13 protein-coding genes are annotated in these 13976 nt (G+C 70.9%); 3 read left to right on the top strand and 10 right to left on the bottom strand.

The features are described from left to right. Nucleotides 1–66: 66 nt before the first annotated feature. The gene (locus tag AB0I45_RS03555; RefSeq protein WP_295689597.1) at nt 67–1545 is read left to right on the top strand and encodes a hemolysin family protein; all 1479 of its coding nucleotides are present in this window, start codon (nt 67–69) and stop codon (nt 1543–1545) included. Continuing rightward, nucleotides 1542–2591, top strand: a complete 1050-nt coding sequence (locus AB0I45_RS03550) for a hemolysin family protein (protein ID WP_247423904.1) — start codon at nt 1542–1544, stop codon at nt 2589–2591. The genes AB0I45_RS03555 and AB0I45_RS03550 overlap by 4 nt, the downstream gene beginning before the upstream one ends. Nucleotides 2592–2694: 103 nt before the next feature. On the opposite strand, the gene AB0I45_RS03545 is transcribed toward AB0I45_RS03550, so the two are convergent. The 7 genes from AB0I45_RS03545 to cysK form a co-directional block, all read right to left on the bottom strand. Next, nucleotides 2695–3648: a 2-hydroxyacid dehydrogenase gene (locus AB0I45_RS03545; RefSeq protein ID WP_295689600.1), complete on the bottom strand. Its 954-nt coding sequence runs from the start codon at nt 3646–3648 to the stop codon at nt 2695–2697. 34 nt (nt 3649–3682) lie between these two features. Next, nucleotides 3683–4204, bottom strand: coding sequence for a MarR family winged helix-turn-helix transcriptional regulator (locus AB0I45_RS03540; protein ID WP_175406993.1), 522 nt, complete (start codon nt 4202–4204; stop codon nt 3683–3685). Then, nucleotides 4197–4529 carry an NAD(P)H-dependent oxidoreductase gene (locus tag AB0I45_RS03535; protein WP_295689605.1) on the bottom strand — a complete coding sequence of 111 codons (333 nt, stop codon included), beginning with the start codon at nt 4527–4529 and terminating at the stop codon, nt 4197–4199. Before AB0I45_RS03535 ends, AB0I45_RS03540 begins: the two co-directional genes overlap by 8 nt. After that, nucleotides 4526–5731: an LLM class flavin-dependent oxidoreductase gene (locus AB0I45_RS03530; RefSeq protein ID WP_247423912.1), complete on the bottom strand. Its 1206-nt coding sequence runs from the start codon at nt 5729–5731 to the stop codon at nt 4526–4528. The genes AB0I45_RS03535 and AB0I45_RS03530 overlap by 4 nt, the downstream gene beginning before the upstream one ends. A 171-nt stretch (nt 5732–5902) precedes the next feature. Further along, complete coding sequence (locus tag AB0I45_RS03525; RefSeq protein WP_295690380.1) at nt 5903–6721, bottom strand: class I SAM-dependent methyltransferase; 819 nt, start codon at nt 6719–6721, stop codon at nt 5903–5905. A gap of 26 nt (nt 6722–6747) precedes the next feature. Continuing rightward, nucleotides 6748–7377 carry a serine O-acetyltransferase gene (gene cysE, locus AB0I45_RS03520; protein ID WP_247423993.1) on the bottom strand — a complete coding sequence of 210 codons (630 nt, stop codon included), beginning with the start codon at nt 7375–7377 and terminating at the stop codon, nt 6748–6750. A gap of 23 nt (nt 7378–7400) precedes the next feature. Then, the gene (cysK, locus tag AB0I45_RS03515) at nt 7401–8330 is read right to left on the bottom strand and encodes a cysteine synthase A (RefSeq protein ID WP_137320227.1); all 930 of its coding nucleotides are present in this window, start codon (nt 8328–8330) and stop codon (nt 7401–7403) included. A 260-nt stretch (nt 8331–8590) separates the two neighbouring features. Here cysK and def point away from each other — a divergent pair, with 260 nt between their 5' ends. Beyond that, entirely contained in the window at nt 8591–9166 is a 576-nt protein-coding gene (def, locus tag AB0I45_RS03510) for a peptide deformylase (RefSeq protein ID WP_295690382.1), read from the top strand. Between the two features lie 100 nt (nt 9167–9266). Here def and AB0I45_RS03505 read toward each other — a convergent pair whose 3' ends face one another. The 3 genes from AB0I45_RS03505 to gatA form a co-directional block, all read right to left on the bottom strand. Next, nucleotides 9267–10559, bottom strand: coding sequence for a hypothetical protein (locus AB0I45_RS03505; protein WP_295690384.1), 1293 nt, complete (start codon nt 10557–10559; stop codon nt 9267–9269). A gap of 330 nt (nt 10560–10889) precedes the next feature. Beyond that, nucleotides 10890–12371: an Asp-tRNA(Asn)/Glu-tRNA(Gln) amidotransferase subunit GatB gene (gene gatB / locus AB0I45_RS03500; RefSeq protein ID WP_137320229.1), complete on the bottom strand. Its 1482-nt coding sequence runs from the start codon at nt 12369–12371 to the stop codon at nt 10890–10892. Nucleotides 12372–12379: 8 nt separating this feature from the next. Beyond that, nucleotides 12380–13975: an Asp-tRNA(Asn)/Glu-tRNA(Gln) amidotransferase subunit GatA gene (gatA, locus tag AB0I45_RS03495; RefSeq protein ID WP_295690385.1), complete on the bottom strand. Its 1596-nt coding sequence runs from the start codon at nt 13973–13975 to the stop codon at nt 12380–12382. Between the last annotated feature and the right edge of the window lies 1 nt (nt 13976).

Below are 13976 nucleotides of genomic sequence, written 5' to 3'. Positions count from 1 at the left end.
GCGGCCGGTGCTCGACTCGTTCACGACAGGGCGAGCTGGGTAGGATTCCCGCATGCTGATTACCACATGACGGCCGCCTGGCTGGTCCTCCTCGCCGTCGTCGTCCTCATCCTCGCCAACGCCCTCTTCGTGGCGGTCGAGTTCGCCTATCTCACGGTCAACAAGACCGAGGTGCGCCGCGCCGCATCCGACGGGGACCGCACGATGCAGGCGGTGTCCGACTCGCTCACGAAGACCTCGAGCAATCTGTCCGGGGCGCAGCTCGGCATCACGGTGACGAGCCTCGTCGTCGGGTTCCTCACCGGCCCGTCCCTGGGCGTCCTCCTCACCGAGGGCCTCGGCTGGGCCGGGCTGGCGCCGGCCGCCGCGACCGGGATCGCCACCACCGCGGCCTTCATCATCGCGACCTTCTCGCAGATGGTGTTCGGAGAGCTCGTCCCGAAGAACTGGGCGATCGCCGAGCCCGCGCTCGTCTCGCGGCTCGTCGTGTACCCGCAGAAGGTCTTCATGACGGTCTTCGGCTGGCTCGTCTGGGTGCTCAACTCCGCGGCCAACGTCGTCCTCCGACTCCTCGGGTTCACTCCCGAGGAGGAGGTCGCGAGCGCCCGCACCGCCCAGGAGCTGCGCGCCGTCGTGTCGCAGTCGGGGCGGCAGGGCACGCTCGACCGGACCACGGCGGAGCTCGCCGCCCGCTCGATCGAGTTCGGGCAGCGCACCGCCGCCGACGTCATGCAGCCCCGGCCGCAGGTGACCTTCCTCGAGGACGAGTCCGCCCAGGACCTCCTCGACCTCGTCGCCGACACCGGGCACTCGCGCTTCCCCGTCATCGGCGAGACCGTCGACGAGGTCGTCGGCGTCGTCCACTTCAAGCACGCCCTCGCTGTGTCGTTCGAGGAGCGGGCCTCCACCCCGGTCCGCGACATCGCCGTCGAGGCGCCCCACGTCGTCGAGTCGATGACGCTCGATCCGCTGCTCGCACAGCTCCGCGAGCCGGGCCTCCAGATCGCGATCGTCGCCGACGAGTACGGCGGCACGGCCGGCATCGTCACGCTCGAGGACCTGCTCGAGGAGATCGTCGGCGAGATCGACGACGAGCAGGACTCCGGCGAGGACAAGCACCGCAGGCTCCCCGACGGCGGGCTCGCCGTGTCCGGGCTGCTCCGCCCCGACGAGCTCGGCGAGATCATGCGCCTGCGGATGCCCGAGGGCGAGGAGTCCGACACGCTCGGCGGGCTCATCGCCGAACGGCTCAACCAGATGCCCGAGGCCGGGGACCGGATCGAGGTCGACGGCGCCGATCTCGCGGTCACCGACGAGGACGACCTGCCCACCCCGGCCAGGATCGCCCTCACCGTGGGGGCGATGGACGGCCAGCGCGTCGACGAGGTCGTCGTCCATCGCCTCACGGTGCCGGACGACGATGACGACGATGACGACAGCGATGACGCCGACGGCGGATCCGATGACCGCACCGGAGCCGAGGAGCCGGCCGACCGTGCGGCAGACCGCACCGGCTCCACCGCAGCAGAAGGAGACCGCCCATGAGCGACGGAGTCGCGATCCTCGTCCTGATCCTCCTGCTCGCCGGCAACGCGTTCTTCGTCGGCGCGGAGTTCGCCATGGTGTCCGCGCGCCGCGATCAGATCGAGCCCAAGGCCGCCGAGGGCAGCCAGTCCGCCCGGTGGACGCTGCGCGGCATCACCGACGTCTCGGTCTCGCTCGCCGCCACCCAGCTCGGCATCACCGCCTGCTCGCTCCTCATCGGCGCGGTCGGCGAACCGGCGATCGCCCACCTCATCGAGGGTCCGCTCGAGTCCTGGGGCGTGCCCGGGGGGCTCGTCCATCCGATCGCCCTCGTCATCGCGCTGCTCATCGTCACCTTCCTCCACATGGTGCTCGGCGAGATGGTGCCGAAGAACATGGCGATCGCGAAGCCCGCCGCCGCAGCACTCCTGCTCGGGCCGGTGCTGCGGGTGTTCGTCGTCGTGTTCCGGCCCTTCATCTGGCTCATGAACACTGCGGCGAACCTCGTCGTCACGCACGTGCTCCGGGCCGAGCCGAAGGACGAGGTGTCCTCGTCCTTCTCCTCCGGCGAGGTGCTCGAGTTCGTCGCGGAGTCGGGCCGCGAGGGCCTGCTCGGCGAGGAGGAGATCCGACTCCTCACCGGCGCGCTGAAGTTCGAGGAGCTCACCGCCGCCGATGTCGCCCTGGCACCGGGCACCGTCCGCACGATCCCGCGCACCGCGACGGTCGCCGAGGTCGAGCAGCTGTGCATCGAGACCGGGTTCTCCCGGTTCCCGGTCACCGACGGATCGGGCGGGCTCGTGGGCTACGTGCACGCGAAGGATCTGCTCGTCCTGGGCCCGGAGGAACGTCTCGCAGCACTCCCGGACACGGTGATCCGCGAGCTCGGCGCGGTGCCCGGCGACGCCAAGCTGCGCCGCGTCATGGTGGCCATGCAGCGGACGAACTCCCACATGGCGCTCATCGACGGCGGGCCGCGCTCCGCGGACGAGGTCGCCGTGGTCGCGCTCGAGGACGTGCTCGAGGAGCTCGTCGGCGAGGTGCGCGACGCCACGAGCCCGGTCTGAGCCGCCCGGCCCGAGTCGTTTCAGCCGCCGTTCCGCTGCCCCCGGGTAACCGCCACCCGGGGGCAGCGGTCATCCGGCGACGGAAGTCACCCGGAAGCGGCGGTCATTCGGTGATGATATTGGCGGGCGTCTCGCCGGCCTGGATGTGGCGCAGCTGCTCGGCGAGCAGCACTTCGATGCGCGGCACGAATGCCGTCGTGTCCCCGCCGACGTGCGGCGTCAGCAGCGTGTTCGGGGTGCCCCACAGCGAGTGGTTCTCCGGCAACGGCTCGGGGTCGACGACGTCGAGGGCGGCGTGGAGGCGACCGGAGCGCAGCTCCTCGACGAGGGCCGCGGTGTCGACGACCGGCCCGCGCGCGACGTTGACGACGAGGGCGTTGTCGGGCAGCTGGGCGAGGAACTCCGCGTCGACGAGGTGGTGGGTCGATTCGGTCAGCGGCGTGATGAGGATGACGACCTCGGCGTGCGGGAGGAGCTTCGGCAGCTCCTCGGTGGCGTGCACCTGCCCGAACTCGTCGGTCCGGGCCCGGGTGCCGACCCGGGTGATCTCGACCTCGAACGGGGCCAGGCGCCGGCAGATCTCCGCGCCGATCCCGCCGACGCCGACGACGAGCACCCGCCGGTCGGCGAGCGAGCGCCGGCGACGGTGGTTCCACGTCCGCGACACCATGTCCCGGGCGGCGTCGTCGATGCCGCGCAGGCTGCCCAGGGTGAGCGCGATCGCCATCTCCGCGGTGGCCGCGGCATGCACCCCGGAGGCCGTGGCGATGGCGACGTCGGTGCCGACCCGGTCGGCGACGATGTCGTAGCCGGTGGTCTGGAGCTGGATGAGCTTGAGGTTCGGGAGCTCGTCGAGGAGCTCCACGGTCGGTCCGGCGTCGATGTAGGGCAGGACGATCGCGTCGATCGATTCGCGGCTCACCCCGGCCTCCTGGTCCTCCGCGGACCACACGACGAGCTTGAGATCGGCGCGCTGGTGGTTGGGGATCCGGGAGTCGACGCGGTCGCGCAGCTCGGCGTCGGGAAAGGCGATGGTGCGGATGTCGAGAGTCGTCATGCCCTCATTCTGGCAGATGCCCCGGCGCCCGGTCTCAGGGCAGCCGGTCCGCGATCGCGCGGGTGATCCGGAGGAGGACCGCCGCATCGCCGGGGGCGAGAGCGTCCTCGAACACCTCGCCGATGTGGGCGCGGTGCACCCGGCCGGCGGCCCGGAACTCGTCCCAGCCGGCATCGGTCAGGGTGATGAGGTGCGCACGGCCGTCCTGCGGGCAGGCGCTCTTGACCACCCACCCCTTCTTCTCGAGCACCCCGATCCGGTAGTTGAGCCGGGGGGCGGAGAACACGAGGCGCTCGGCGAGGACGCTCATCCGCAGGGTGCGGGCGGGCGCCTCGACGAGGAGGAGCAGGAGGTTGTAGTCGCTGAGCCCGAGCCCGGTGGCGGAGCGGAGCTCGGTGTCGAGGTGGCCGATGAGCCGCTGCGAGGTCTCGAGGTAGCTGCGCCAGGCGTCGAGCACCCCGGCCTCCGCGAGCAGGTTCGGCCCCGCCCCGGGGACCTCACCGGCGGATGGGGCGCCGCCGGCCGGCGTGCCGGGAGGCGCGCCGGGTTCAGGCACCGAGGAGCTGGTCAAAGGGGGTCACCGCCTCCGGGTCGAGGTCGTCGAAGACGCTGCGGGTCTCCGCCGGCTGGGCGGCGACGACGAGCCCGTGCGAGGTGCGGATCCGGTCGAATGCCGTCTCGAGTGCCTCGGACGCGATGCCGGTGAGCGTCATGTCGACGAGGTCGTGGGCGAGCGGGCGGAGCTCGATCACCTCGACCTCGGCGTCCACGCCGCCGAGCCGCAGCTGTTCGCGCGCGGCGGCGAGGATGCGCTCGGCGAGCGCGGTCGAGTTCGACGGGTCGCCGATGCCGCCGGAGACGGCGATGATGCGGTAGGTCATCGCGCACCTCCTGCACTGCTTGCGGCGCCGGTGGACGCGCTCTCCGCGGACTCCCGCTCGGCGCGCGCGGCCCGGTCCTGGAAGGCGCGGGACTCCGGGCTGCCCCCGGCCACCGGGTCGAGTCCGGCACGGTGGCGCTCGACGAGCCACTCGTGGGTGGGGGCGTCGGGCACATCGGCCGGGCGGAGGACGTCCATCTCCTTGCGGAGGACGGGCAGCACCTCGGCACCGAAGATATCCATCTGCTCGAGCACGGTGTCGGTGGGCAGTCCGGCGTGGTCGATGAGGAACATCAGCCGCTGGTAGTCACCGGCCCAGTCGCGCATCGACAGGTAGCGCTCGATGACCTGTTGCGGGCTGCCGACGGTGAGCGGCGTCTGCGCGGTGAAGTCCTCGAGGCTCGGCCCGTGGCCGTAGACCGGGGCGTTGTCGAAGTACGGGCGGAACTGCTTGACGGCGTCCTGCGAGTTCTTCGCCATGAATACCTGCCCGCCGAGGCCCACGAAGGCCTGGTCGGCGCGGCCGTGGCCGTAGTACTCGTAGCGCTGGCGGTAGAGCTTGACCATCCGCGCGGTGTGGGAGGCCGGCCAGAAGATGTTGTTGTGGAAGAAGCCGTCGCCGTAGTAGGCGGCCTGCTCGGCGATCTCGGGGCTGCGGATCGAGCCGTGCCACACGAACGGGGGCACCTCGTCGAGCGGGAAGGGGGTGACGGTGAACCCGTTGAGCGGGGTCCGCAGATTGCCCTCCCAGTCGATGTTCTTCTCCCGCCACAGGCGGTGGAGGAGGTTGTAGTTCTCGATCGCGAGCGGGATGCCCTGGCGGATGTCCTTGCCGAACCACGGGTAGACCGGGCCGGTGTTGCCGCGGCCCATCATGAGCGACACGCGGCCGTCGGACAGGTGCTGGAGGTAGCTGTAGTCCTCCGCGATCCGCACCGGGTCGTTCGTCGTGATGAGAGTGGTCGCCGTCGACAGGCGCAGGCGCTCGGTGGTCGCCGCGATGTGCGAGAGCAGGACCGGCGGGTCGGCGGGGGCGACGAAGGGCGGGTTGTGGTGCTCGCCGGTGGCGAACACGTCGAAGCCGACCTCTTCGGCCTTCTGCGCGATCCGCAGGGTGGACTTGATGCGCTCGTGCTCGGTCGGGGTGGTGCCGGTGGTCGGATCAGTGGTGACGTCGCCGATCGTGAAGATTCCGATCTCCATGATGCCTCTTTTCATTGAAGCCTCAATTACTTAGTTAAAACTTTAACATGCTTCCGGGTGCAGGTATTCCCGGTGCGGTGAGAGGTGCCGACAGTCGGCGCAGCCGCGCCGGGGGGCACGCCGTTGGGAGGGGCCGGACGCGCAGGAGAGGTGCGGTCCGGTTACAGGGTTTCAGACGGTCCCGAGGCGGCCGCTGATCGGCCAGCGCACGGTGCGGGTGCGTGCAGGGTCGCCCCAGAGCACACGCAGGTCTGCGGCGAAGTCGCGGAGGAGCGCCTCGCGGCCGGCCTCGTGCGCGGCGCGCACCGCTGACCACGTCGACACGTAGCCGAGCAGCTCCGCGCAGGTGAGCTCGCCGGTGATCGCGAGCGGCGGCAGGGGCGCCTCGGCGAAGGGGAAGTCCAGGGTCCGGTAGCCTGCGTCGACGTGGTGCCGCTCCGGCGGCCAGAAGGGGCCGATCTCCGCGGAGTAGAAGCGGTCGACCCGGGCGGCGATGTCCGGATCGGTCTCAATGACGCCGTAGGTGATGAGCGCGAGGAGCGCCCCGGGCGCGGCGATGCGGCGCACCTCGGCGTAGAAGGCCGGGAGGTCGAACCAGTGGGCGGCCTGGGCGGCGGTGACGAGGTGGACGGAGGCGTCCGCAGCCGGGAGCCGCTCGGCGGGCGCCTGCACGTAATCGATGCGCGGGTGGCCTGCGGCCCGGGAGAGCTGATCGGCGCTCGGGTCCGCACCGATGACGCGCGGCAGGTGCGCGGCGAGGGCGACGGTGAGCTGGCCGGTCCCGCAGCCGACGTCGAGCGCGCAGAGCCCACGGGTGTCGGCGGAACCCGCACTGCACTCCCCCGCACCTGCGGAACCTGCGGACGAGGTGCCTGCGGCGGCGACGGAGCGGCGGGTCGCCTCGGCGAGGTGGGATGCGAGGGCGGGAGGGTACGAAGGCCGGAACCGAGAGTATCCCTCGGCTCCGGCCTCGAACCAGTTGCGGCTCATCGCGCGCCCCGTGCTCGGCGGATCCCTCAGATCCAGATCGCAGGGTCGACGAGCTCGTACTCCCCGCCGTGCGGGTGAGCCACCCCGGCGGGGCGCTTGATCGTCGCGGGCACGCCGACCGCGATCGAGTCCGGCGGCACGTCCTTGACGACGACCGCGTTCGCCCCGACCGAGGCGCCGTCCCCCACCGTCACCGGGCCGATGACCTTGGCGCCGGCGCCGATGAGCACGTCGTTGCCGATCGTGGGGTGGCGCTTCTCCTGCTCCATCGAGGTGCCGCCGAGGGTGACCTGCTGGTAGAGCATGACGTCGTCGCCGATCTCCGCGGTCTCACCGACGACGATGCCGTTGGCGTGATCGATGAAGAAGCGGCGGCCGATCGTCGCCCCCGGGTGGATCTCCACCCCGGTGAGCGTCCGCACGATCTGGGACAGCAGCCGTGCGGGCACCTTCCCGGACGGGCGCTGCCACAGCTTGTGCAGCCCGCGGTGCGCCCAGATCGCATGCAGTCCCGGATAGCTGACGAGAGTGACGAGGTCGCTGTGCACCGCGGGATCGCGGCGGCGGGCGGTCTCGAGGTCCTCGCGCACCGCGGCGCGCACCGCCGGCCGGGTCGCGACGAAGGCTGCGGCCGCGACGGCGGTCCCGGCGGCGATTCGGGTGAGGAGGGCCAACTCGATCAGTCCATGTACTCGGCGAACAGGGGCGTGGTGAGGTAGCGCTCGCCGAAGCTCGGGATGATGACGACGACGCGCTTGCCCTGGAACTCCGGCCGCGCGGCGACCTTCTCCGCTGCGGTGATCGCGGCACCCGAGGAGATGCCCACGAGCAGGCCCTCCTCGGTGGCGACCTGCCGCGCCTTGGCGAAGGAGTCGTCGTTCGACACCGCGACGACCTCGTCGTAGACGTCCGTGTCGAGGATGTCGGGGACGAAGTTCGCGCCGATGCCCTGGATCATGTGCGGGCCGGCCTCGCCGGTGCTGAGCAGGGCGGATGCCTCGGGCTCGACGGCGACGATGTGGACGCCCGGGTTCTTCTCCTTGAGGAGGCGGCCGGCACCGGTGATGGTGCCGCCGGTGCCGATCCCGGCGACGAACACGTCGACCTGGCCGTCGGTGTCGGCGAGGATCTCCTCACCGGTGGTCTCGCGGTGGACCTGCGGGTTCGCGGCGTTGGAGAACTGGCGGACGAGGACGGCGTCGTCCTGCGCGCCGATCTCCTCGGCCTTCGCGACCGCGCCCTTCATGCCCTCGGCCTTGGGGGTGAGGAGGAGTTCGGCGCCGAACGCGCGGAGCAGCGCCCGGCGCTCCTTCGACATCGACTCCGGCATGGTGAGGACGACCCTGTAGCCGCGCGAGGCGCCGATCATCGCCAGCGCGATACCGGTGTTGCCCGAGGTCGCCTCGACGATGGTGCCGCCGGGCTTGAGTTCGCCGGAGGCCTCGGCGGCGTCGATCATCGCCACGCCGATCCGGTCCTTGACCGAGTTGGCCGGGTTGTAGAACTCGAGCTTGCCGACGATCTCCGCGCCGGTGCGCTCGCTCGCACGGCCCAGCTTGACCAGCGGCGTCCGGCCGACGAGCTCGGAGACGTTGTTGTAGATCTTCACAGTGTGTCCTTCCATTCGTACACAGGGAGACGGGGGTCCGCTGCACGAAGAGCTCGGACCTGGGGTATGGGAGGGCCGTGCTCTTCGCCCACACACCAGCCAATGGCTTCAGCTGCTGGTACCCGGCGCTGCCGCAGCAGCCGCACGGGTATCACGATGTCTCGTTCAACGACAGTCGTGAGGACATTATTCCAAACCGTCACAGGGTGCGCGCACCCGGTCCGACCTCCGGGAACGCCGGCTCGATTAGACTCCTGGGCATGACCATCCATCCCATCGTCGTGTACGGCGAGCCGGTCCTCCACCGCCGGGCCGAGCCCGTCGCCGAGTTCGACTCCGCCCTGCACACCCTCATCGACGACATGTTCGAGACCCTCGCCGCATCGAAGGGCGTCGGTCTCGCCGCGCCGCAGATCGGCGTCGGGCAGCAGATCTTCGTCTACGACGCCGACGACGAGGTCGCCGAGGTGCGCCGGCGCGGCGTGTTCGTCAATCCCGTGCTCGTCGCCTCGAAGATCGAGGACGTCAGGCCCGATCCGGACACCGAGTCGGAGGGCTGCCTGTCCGTGCCCGGTCTCGACTTCCCGATCAAGCGCGCCCACCGGGTCACGGTGAGCGGGAAGGACGCAGACGGGCAACCGATCAGCCTCACCGTCGAGGGCTGGTTCGCGCGCATCATGCAGCACGAGTTCGACCACCTGCAGGGCACGCTCTACGTCGACAAGCTCGACAAGCGCTGGTCGAAGAAGTGGAAGCGGGCCCAGGAGGAATACGGCTACGACGAGCCGGGCATCTCCTGGATGCCGGGCACCGACCCGGACCCCTTCGGGCACTGATCACACGCTGAGCCCCGATCGAAACCCGGGGCGAGCAGCCGGGCCGGGGCCGGCCTCCGCGGCCGATCGGGCATCCGCGCCGGTCGCGCGGCCGCCGACCTCAGTCGCGCCGCTCGCGATGGAGGTCGCCGGCCTGGCGCCGCAGCTCGGCACTGAGATCGAACACCGGTTCCGCACCCGGTTCGAGCGCGGCCGGGCCGCGGTCGGAGCGATCGGCGGTGTGCTGGACAGAGCTATGCCGGCCGCCGTCGACCCCGTCGGCGTGGTCCCGGCCGACGTGGTCACGGTCGGCGGCCCGCGCCTCGGCGGTGGACGACCCGCTCCCCCGCGCCGGCCCGGCGCCGGCCGGGGCCGCCTCGGACTGCTGCGCCCCGGACTTCTGCGCCTGGGCGAGCCTGCGGTCGAGGTCGTCGAGGTCGTCGAACTCCTCGGCGGTCTCCTCGAGCTCGGACAGCAGTCCCTTGATGACGTCGGCGTGGGATTCGGCCTCGATGTTGAGCTCGCGGAAGCGCCAGTCGGCGGATTCGTCGTCGGCGGTGCGGGAGAGCACGTCGAGCACCCGGTCGCCGAGCACCTTGGACTGCTCGGTGTGGGCGAGGACGGTGAGCTGGCGGTCGAGATCGAGGAGGTGCTCGTAGTACTCGTGCATCGCGACCACGCGGTCGGCCATCGAGCGGAATGCGGTCGCGAGCTTGGTCAGGTAGGTGTCGATGCGGGCGCTCGTCTGCGGTTCGCGCACCGATTCGAGCTCGCTGCGGAGCTCGACGAGCTCCTGCAGGCGGGTGCCGATCGAGGCGACGGCGTGGTCGAGGTCGACGCGGGCCACGTGGTCCTGCAGGATCGGGTGGGTCCACGCCCGCGTCTGCGCGATCCGGCGGGCGGTGATGACAGCGAGGTGGAAGAGGCGCTGCTCGTCGGTGTCCTGGCCGGAGGTGAGCCCGGGAATCCAACCGAGGTCGGTGGGGGTGATCCAGCGGGCGGCGGCTGCGGCCTCCTTGTCCTTCTTCGACAGGCGCTTGGGGTCGCGGCGGTACTTGAGCCCGGTCCAGCCGGCGGCCACCGCGGTGATCGCGCCGAACACTCCCGTGGTGACGACCCCGGCGGCGACGACATCACCGGCGAGCGCGATAACGGCGGTGGGGAACGCGGCGAGCCCGGTCGCGGTGAGACCGGCGCCGGCGGTCGTGCGGTAGACGAAGTTCGAGCGGATGAGGTTGCGGTTCATGGCCGGGGACACGAAGGTCGGGGCCGGGGAGCCGACCGAGACGCGGTACCCGCGGGCCAGCCAGGTACTCACGACGCTCGAGGGCACGCTGTCGGGGACGAGGATCCGGTACACCGGCGGGGTCGCACCGCACTCCTCGCGCCACAGCGATTTCCAGGTTCTGCTCACCGTCCACCTTCCGCGTCTCACCACTGCTGTCCGGGTCTCACCACTGCTGTCCGGCCCGGCCGCGTCGCGCGGCAGGAAACCACCCGCAGGCATGGCGGCGGCACCGGATCGTGGCCTCCAGTGTAGGACCGGGAACTGACACATCGCTGTGTATCCGGGGATGCAGACGCCTCCCGGGAAGAAGTCGGGGGTTTTCCCCACCTCGTCCCGGGAGCCGTGTGCGCGGTGCGACCGGCGGGCGATCCGATGCGCGACCAACCGCCGTTCCGCGGCCCCGACTGTCCGCCGACAGGGCGGCAGCCGTTCGACGGTGTCAGACAACCAGCGGTGTCAGCCGCCGATCTTCGCCATGATCATCTCGCGCGCCTTGCCTGCGTCGGCCTGACCGCGGGTGGCCTTCATGATCGGCCCCATGAGCGCGCCGATCGCCTGCATCTTGCCGCCCTTGATCTTCTCGACCACATCCGGGTTGTCGGCGAGCGCCTGGTCCACAGCGGCCTCGAGCGCGCCGGTATCCTCGACGATCTCGAGTCCGCGCGCGGACATGACGTCGCTCGGGGAGCCCTCGCCCGCGGCGACGCCGGCGAGCACCTTCCGGGCGAGCTTGTCGTTGAGCTTCCCGGCCTCGACGAGACCGGCGAGCTCGGCGACCTGCGCCGGGGTGGCGAGCTGCGTCGGCTCGGCCTCGTCCTGCTTGGCCAGACGAGCGATCTCCCCGGTCCACCACTTGCGCGCGGCGGCCGGCGAGGCGCCCAGGGTGACGGTCTCCTCGATCGGGTCGAGCAGGCCGGCATTGATGACATCGCGCATCTCGAGCTCGGAGAAGCCCCATTCGCCGAGCAGCCGGCGGCGGCGCTGGGCGGGGAGCTCCGGCAGAGTGCTGCGGATCTCCTCGACCCAGGCGCGGGCGGGCTCGACCGGAACGAGGTCGGGCTCGGGGAAGTACCGGTAGTCGTCGGCGTCGGACTTCACACGCCCGGACGAGGTCTCCCCCGTGTCCTCGTGGAAGTGGCGGGTCTCCTGCAGGACCGACCCGCCGGCTTCGAGGATCGCGGCCTGGCGGCTGATCTCGAAGCGGACGGCGCGCTCGATCGAGCGGAAGGAGTTGACGTTCTTCGTCTCCGTGCGGGTGCCCAGCGGCGCCTCGGGCGAGGTGCGCAGGGAGACGTTGATGTCGGCGCGGACGTTGCCCTGCTCCATGCGCGCCTCCGACACGTCGAGGGCCTTGAAGATGTCACGGAGCGTGCGGACGTAGGCGGAGGCCACCTCGGGAGCGCGCTCCCCGGTGCCGACGATCGGGTGGGTGACGATCTCGACGAGCGGCACGCCGGCCCGGTTGTAGTCGACGAGCGAGTGCTGGGCGCCGTGGATGCGCCCGTCCGAGCCTCCCACGTGAGTGTTCTTGCCGGCGTCCTCCTCCATGTGGGCGCGCTCGATCGGGACGGTGACGATCTCGCCGTCCGCGAGCTCGACCTCGACGGAGCCGTCGAAGGCGATCGGCTCGTCGTACTGGGATGTCTGGAAGTTCTTCGGCACGTCCGGGTAAAAGTAGTTCTTCCGGGCGAAGCGGCAGGATTCGGCGATCTCGCAGCCGAGTGCGAGACCGATCTTCACCGCATATTCCACGGCCTTCCCGTTGACGGCCGGCAGCGCCCCGGGGAGTCCGAGCGAGACCGGGGTGACGTTGGTGTTCGGACCGCCGCCGAAGGTGTTGGGCGCGGCGTCGAACATCTTCGTGGCGGTGCCGAGCTCGACGTGCACCTCGATGCCGATGACCGGATCATACTTCGCGATTGCGTCTTCGTACTTCATCGTGTTCCTCACAGTTCCGGTGCCTGCGCGAGCAGCGAGTGGCCGCGGGCGGAGTCGAGTGCGGATTCGAGGCCGGCGCCGATCCGATAGAGGCGCGCGTCCTCATGGGCCGGGGCGAGCAGCTGGAAGCCCACGGGCAGGCCCTCGGACAGTCCGGCGGGCAGCGACATCCCGGGGATGCCGGCGAGGTTGGCCGGGATCGTGGCGACGTCGCCCAGGTAGAGCGCCATCGGGTCGGAGCTCTTCTCCGCGCCGAACCCGAACGCCGTGGTGGGGGCGGTGGGCGAGACCAGGACGTCGGCCTGTTCGAAGGCGGCGGCGAAGTCGCGCTGCACGAGGGTGCGGACCTTCTGCGCCGAGCCGTAGTAGGCGTCGTAGTAGCCGGCCGACAGCGCGTAGGTGCCGAGGATGATGCGGCGCTTGACCTCCGCGCCGAAGCCGGCGGCGCGGGTGGCGGCCATGACGGTCTCCGCGGTGACGGGACCGTCCTCCGGTTCGACCCGCAGGCCGAACCGCATGCCGTCGTAGCGTGCGAGGTTCGAGGACACCTCGGAGGGCATGATGAGGTAGTACGCGTCGAGCGCGTAGCCGAGCGACGGGCAGTCGACCTCGACGATCTCCGCGCCCTGGGCGGCCGCGAGGTCGAGAGCGGAGCGGAAGGCGGCGCTCACGCCGTCCTCGTAGCCCTCCCCCGCGAGCTGCTTGACGACTCCCAGGCGGACGCCCTCGAGCGCGCCGCCGGACGCGCCCTGCTGGGCGGCGGCGAGGAAGTCGGGCACCTCACCGGGCAGCGAGGTCGAGTCGTGCGGGTCGTGGCCGGCGAGGATCTGGTGGAGGGCCGCGGCATCGATGACGGAGCGGGCGACGGGTCCGACCTGGTCGAGGCTCGAGGCCATTGCGATGACGCCGTAGCGGGAGACCGAGCCGTAGGTCGGCTTGACGCCCACCGTACCGGTGAAGGCGGCGGGCTGGCGGACCGATCCGCCGGTGTCCGTGCCGACGGAGAACGGGCTCTCGAACGCCGCGACCGAGGCGGCGGCACCGCCGGACGAACCGCCGGGCACCTTGGTCGTGTCCCAGGGGTTCGTCGTATTGCCGAACGCGGAGTGCTCCGTCGAGGAGCCCATGGCGAACTCGTCGAGATTGGTCTTGCCCAGGAGCGGAAGTCCGGCGGCCTTCGTCCGGCGGTAGACCGTGCCGTCGTAGGGCGGGACCCAGTCGGCGAGGATCTTCGAGCCGGCGGTCGTGGTGATGCCGGAGGTGACGACGAGGTCCTTGTGGGTGACGGGGACACCGGCGAACGGGTGGAGGTCCTCGCCGGCAGCCCGCTTGCGGTCCACCTCGGCAGCGGTCGCCAGCGCGACGTCACCGGTCACGGTGATGAAGGCGTTGACCGTGCCCTCGACCTGCTCGATCCGATCGAGGTGGGCACGCGTGACCTCGGTCGCGGAGAAGTCGCCGGCGCGCAGGCCGGCGGAGAGCTCGACGGCGGTGAGCCGGGTGAGGTCGGAGGTCTGCTGAGCGCTGGAGCTCTGGGGAGTGTCGGTGTTCTGCGGTGCGTCGGCGTACTGCGAGGTGCCCCGATTCTGCGGAGTGTCGGTCATG

The sequence above is a fragment of the Brevibacterium sp. NPDC049920 genome (assembly GCF_040656435.1).
GTDB classification, from domain to species: domain Bacteria; phylum Actinomycetota; class Actinomycetes; order Actinomycetales; family Brevibacteriaceae; genus Brevibacterium; species Brevibacterium pityocampae.
The sequence above is the reverse complement of the archived record's forward strand: the minus strand, read 5'-3'. Positions and strand labels throughout refer to the sequence as shown.

Excerpts from the sequence above, each read along its gene's own strand:
- AB0I45_RS03535 (WP_295689605.1), bottom strand. The coding sequence starts at position 4,529 with ATGACCTACCGCATCATCGCCGTCTCCGGCGGCATCGGCGACCCGTCG.
- AB0I45_RS03545 (WP_295689600.1), bottom strand. The coding sequence starts at position 3,648 with ATGACGACTCTCGACATCCGCACCATCGCCTTTCCCGACGCCGAGCTG.
- gatA (WP_295690385.1), bottom strand. The coding sequence starts at position 13,975 with ATGACCGACACTCCGCAGAATCGGGGCACCTCGCAGTACGCCGACGCA.
- AB0I45_RS03530 (WP_247423912.1), bottom strand. The coding sequence starts at position 5,731 with ATGGAGATCGGAATCTTCACGATCGGCGACGTCACCACTGATCCGACC.
- AB0I45_RS03555 (WP_295689597.1), top strand. The coding sequence starts at position 67 with ATGACGGCCGCCTGGCTGGTCCTCCTCGCCGTCGTCGTCCTCATCCTC.
- gatB (WP_137320229.1), bottom strand. The coding sequence starts at position 12,371 with ATGAAGTACGAAGACGCAATCGCGAAGTATGATCCGGTCATCGGCATC.
- def (WP_295690382.1), top strand. The coding sequence starts at position 8,591 with ATGACCATCCATCCCATCGTCGTGTACGGCGAGCCGGTCCTCCACCGC.
- AB0I45_RS03550 (WP_247423904.1), top strand. The coding sequence starts at position 1,542 with ATGAGCGACGGAGTCGCGATCCTCGTCCTGATCCTCCTGCTCGCCGGC.
- AB0I45_RS03525 (WP_295690380.1), bottom strand. The coding sequence starts at position 6,721 with ATGAGCCGCAACTGGTTCGAGGCCGGAGCCGAGGGATACTCTCGGTTC.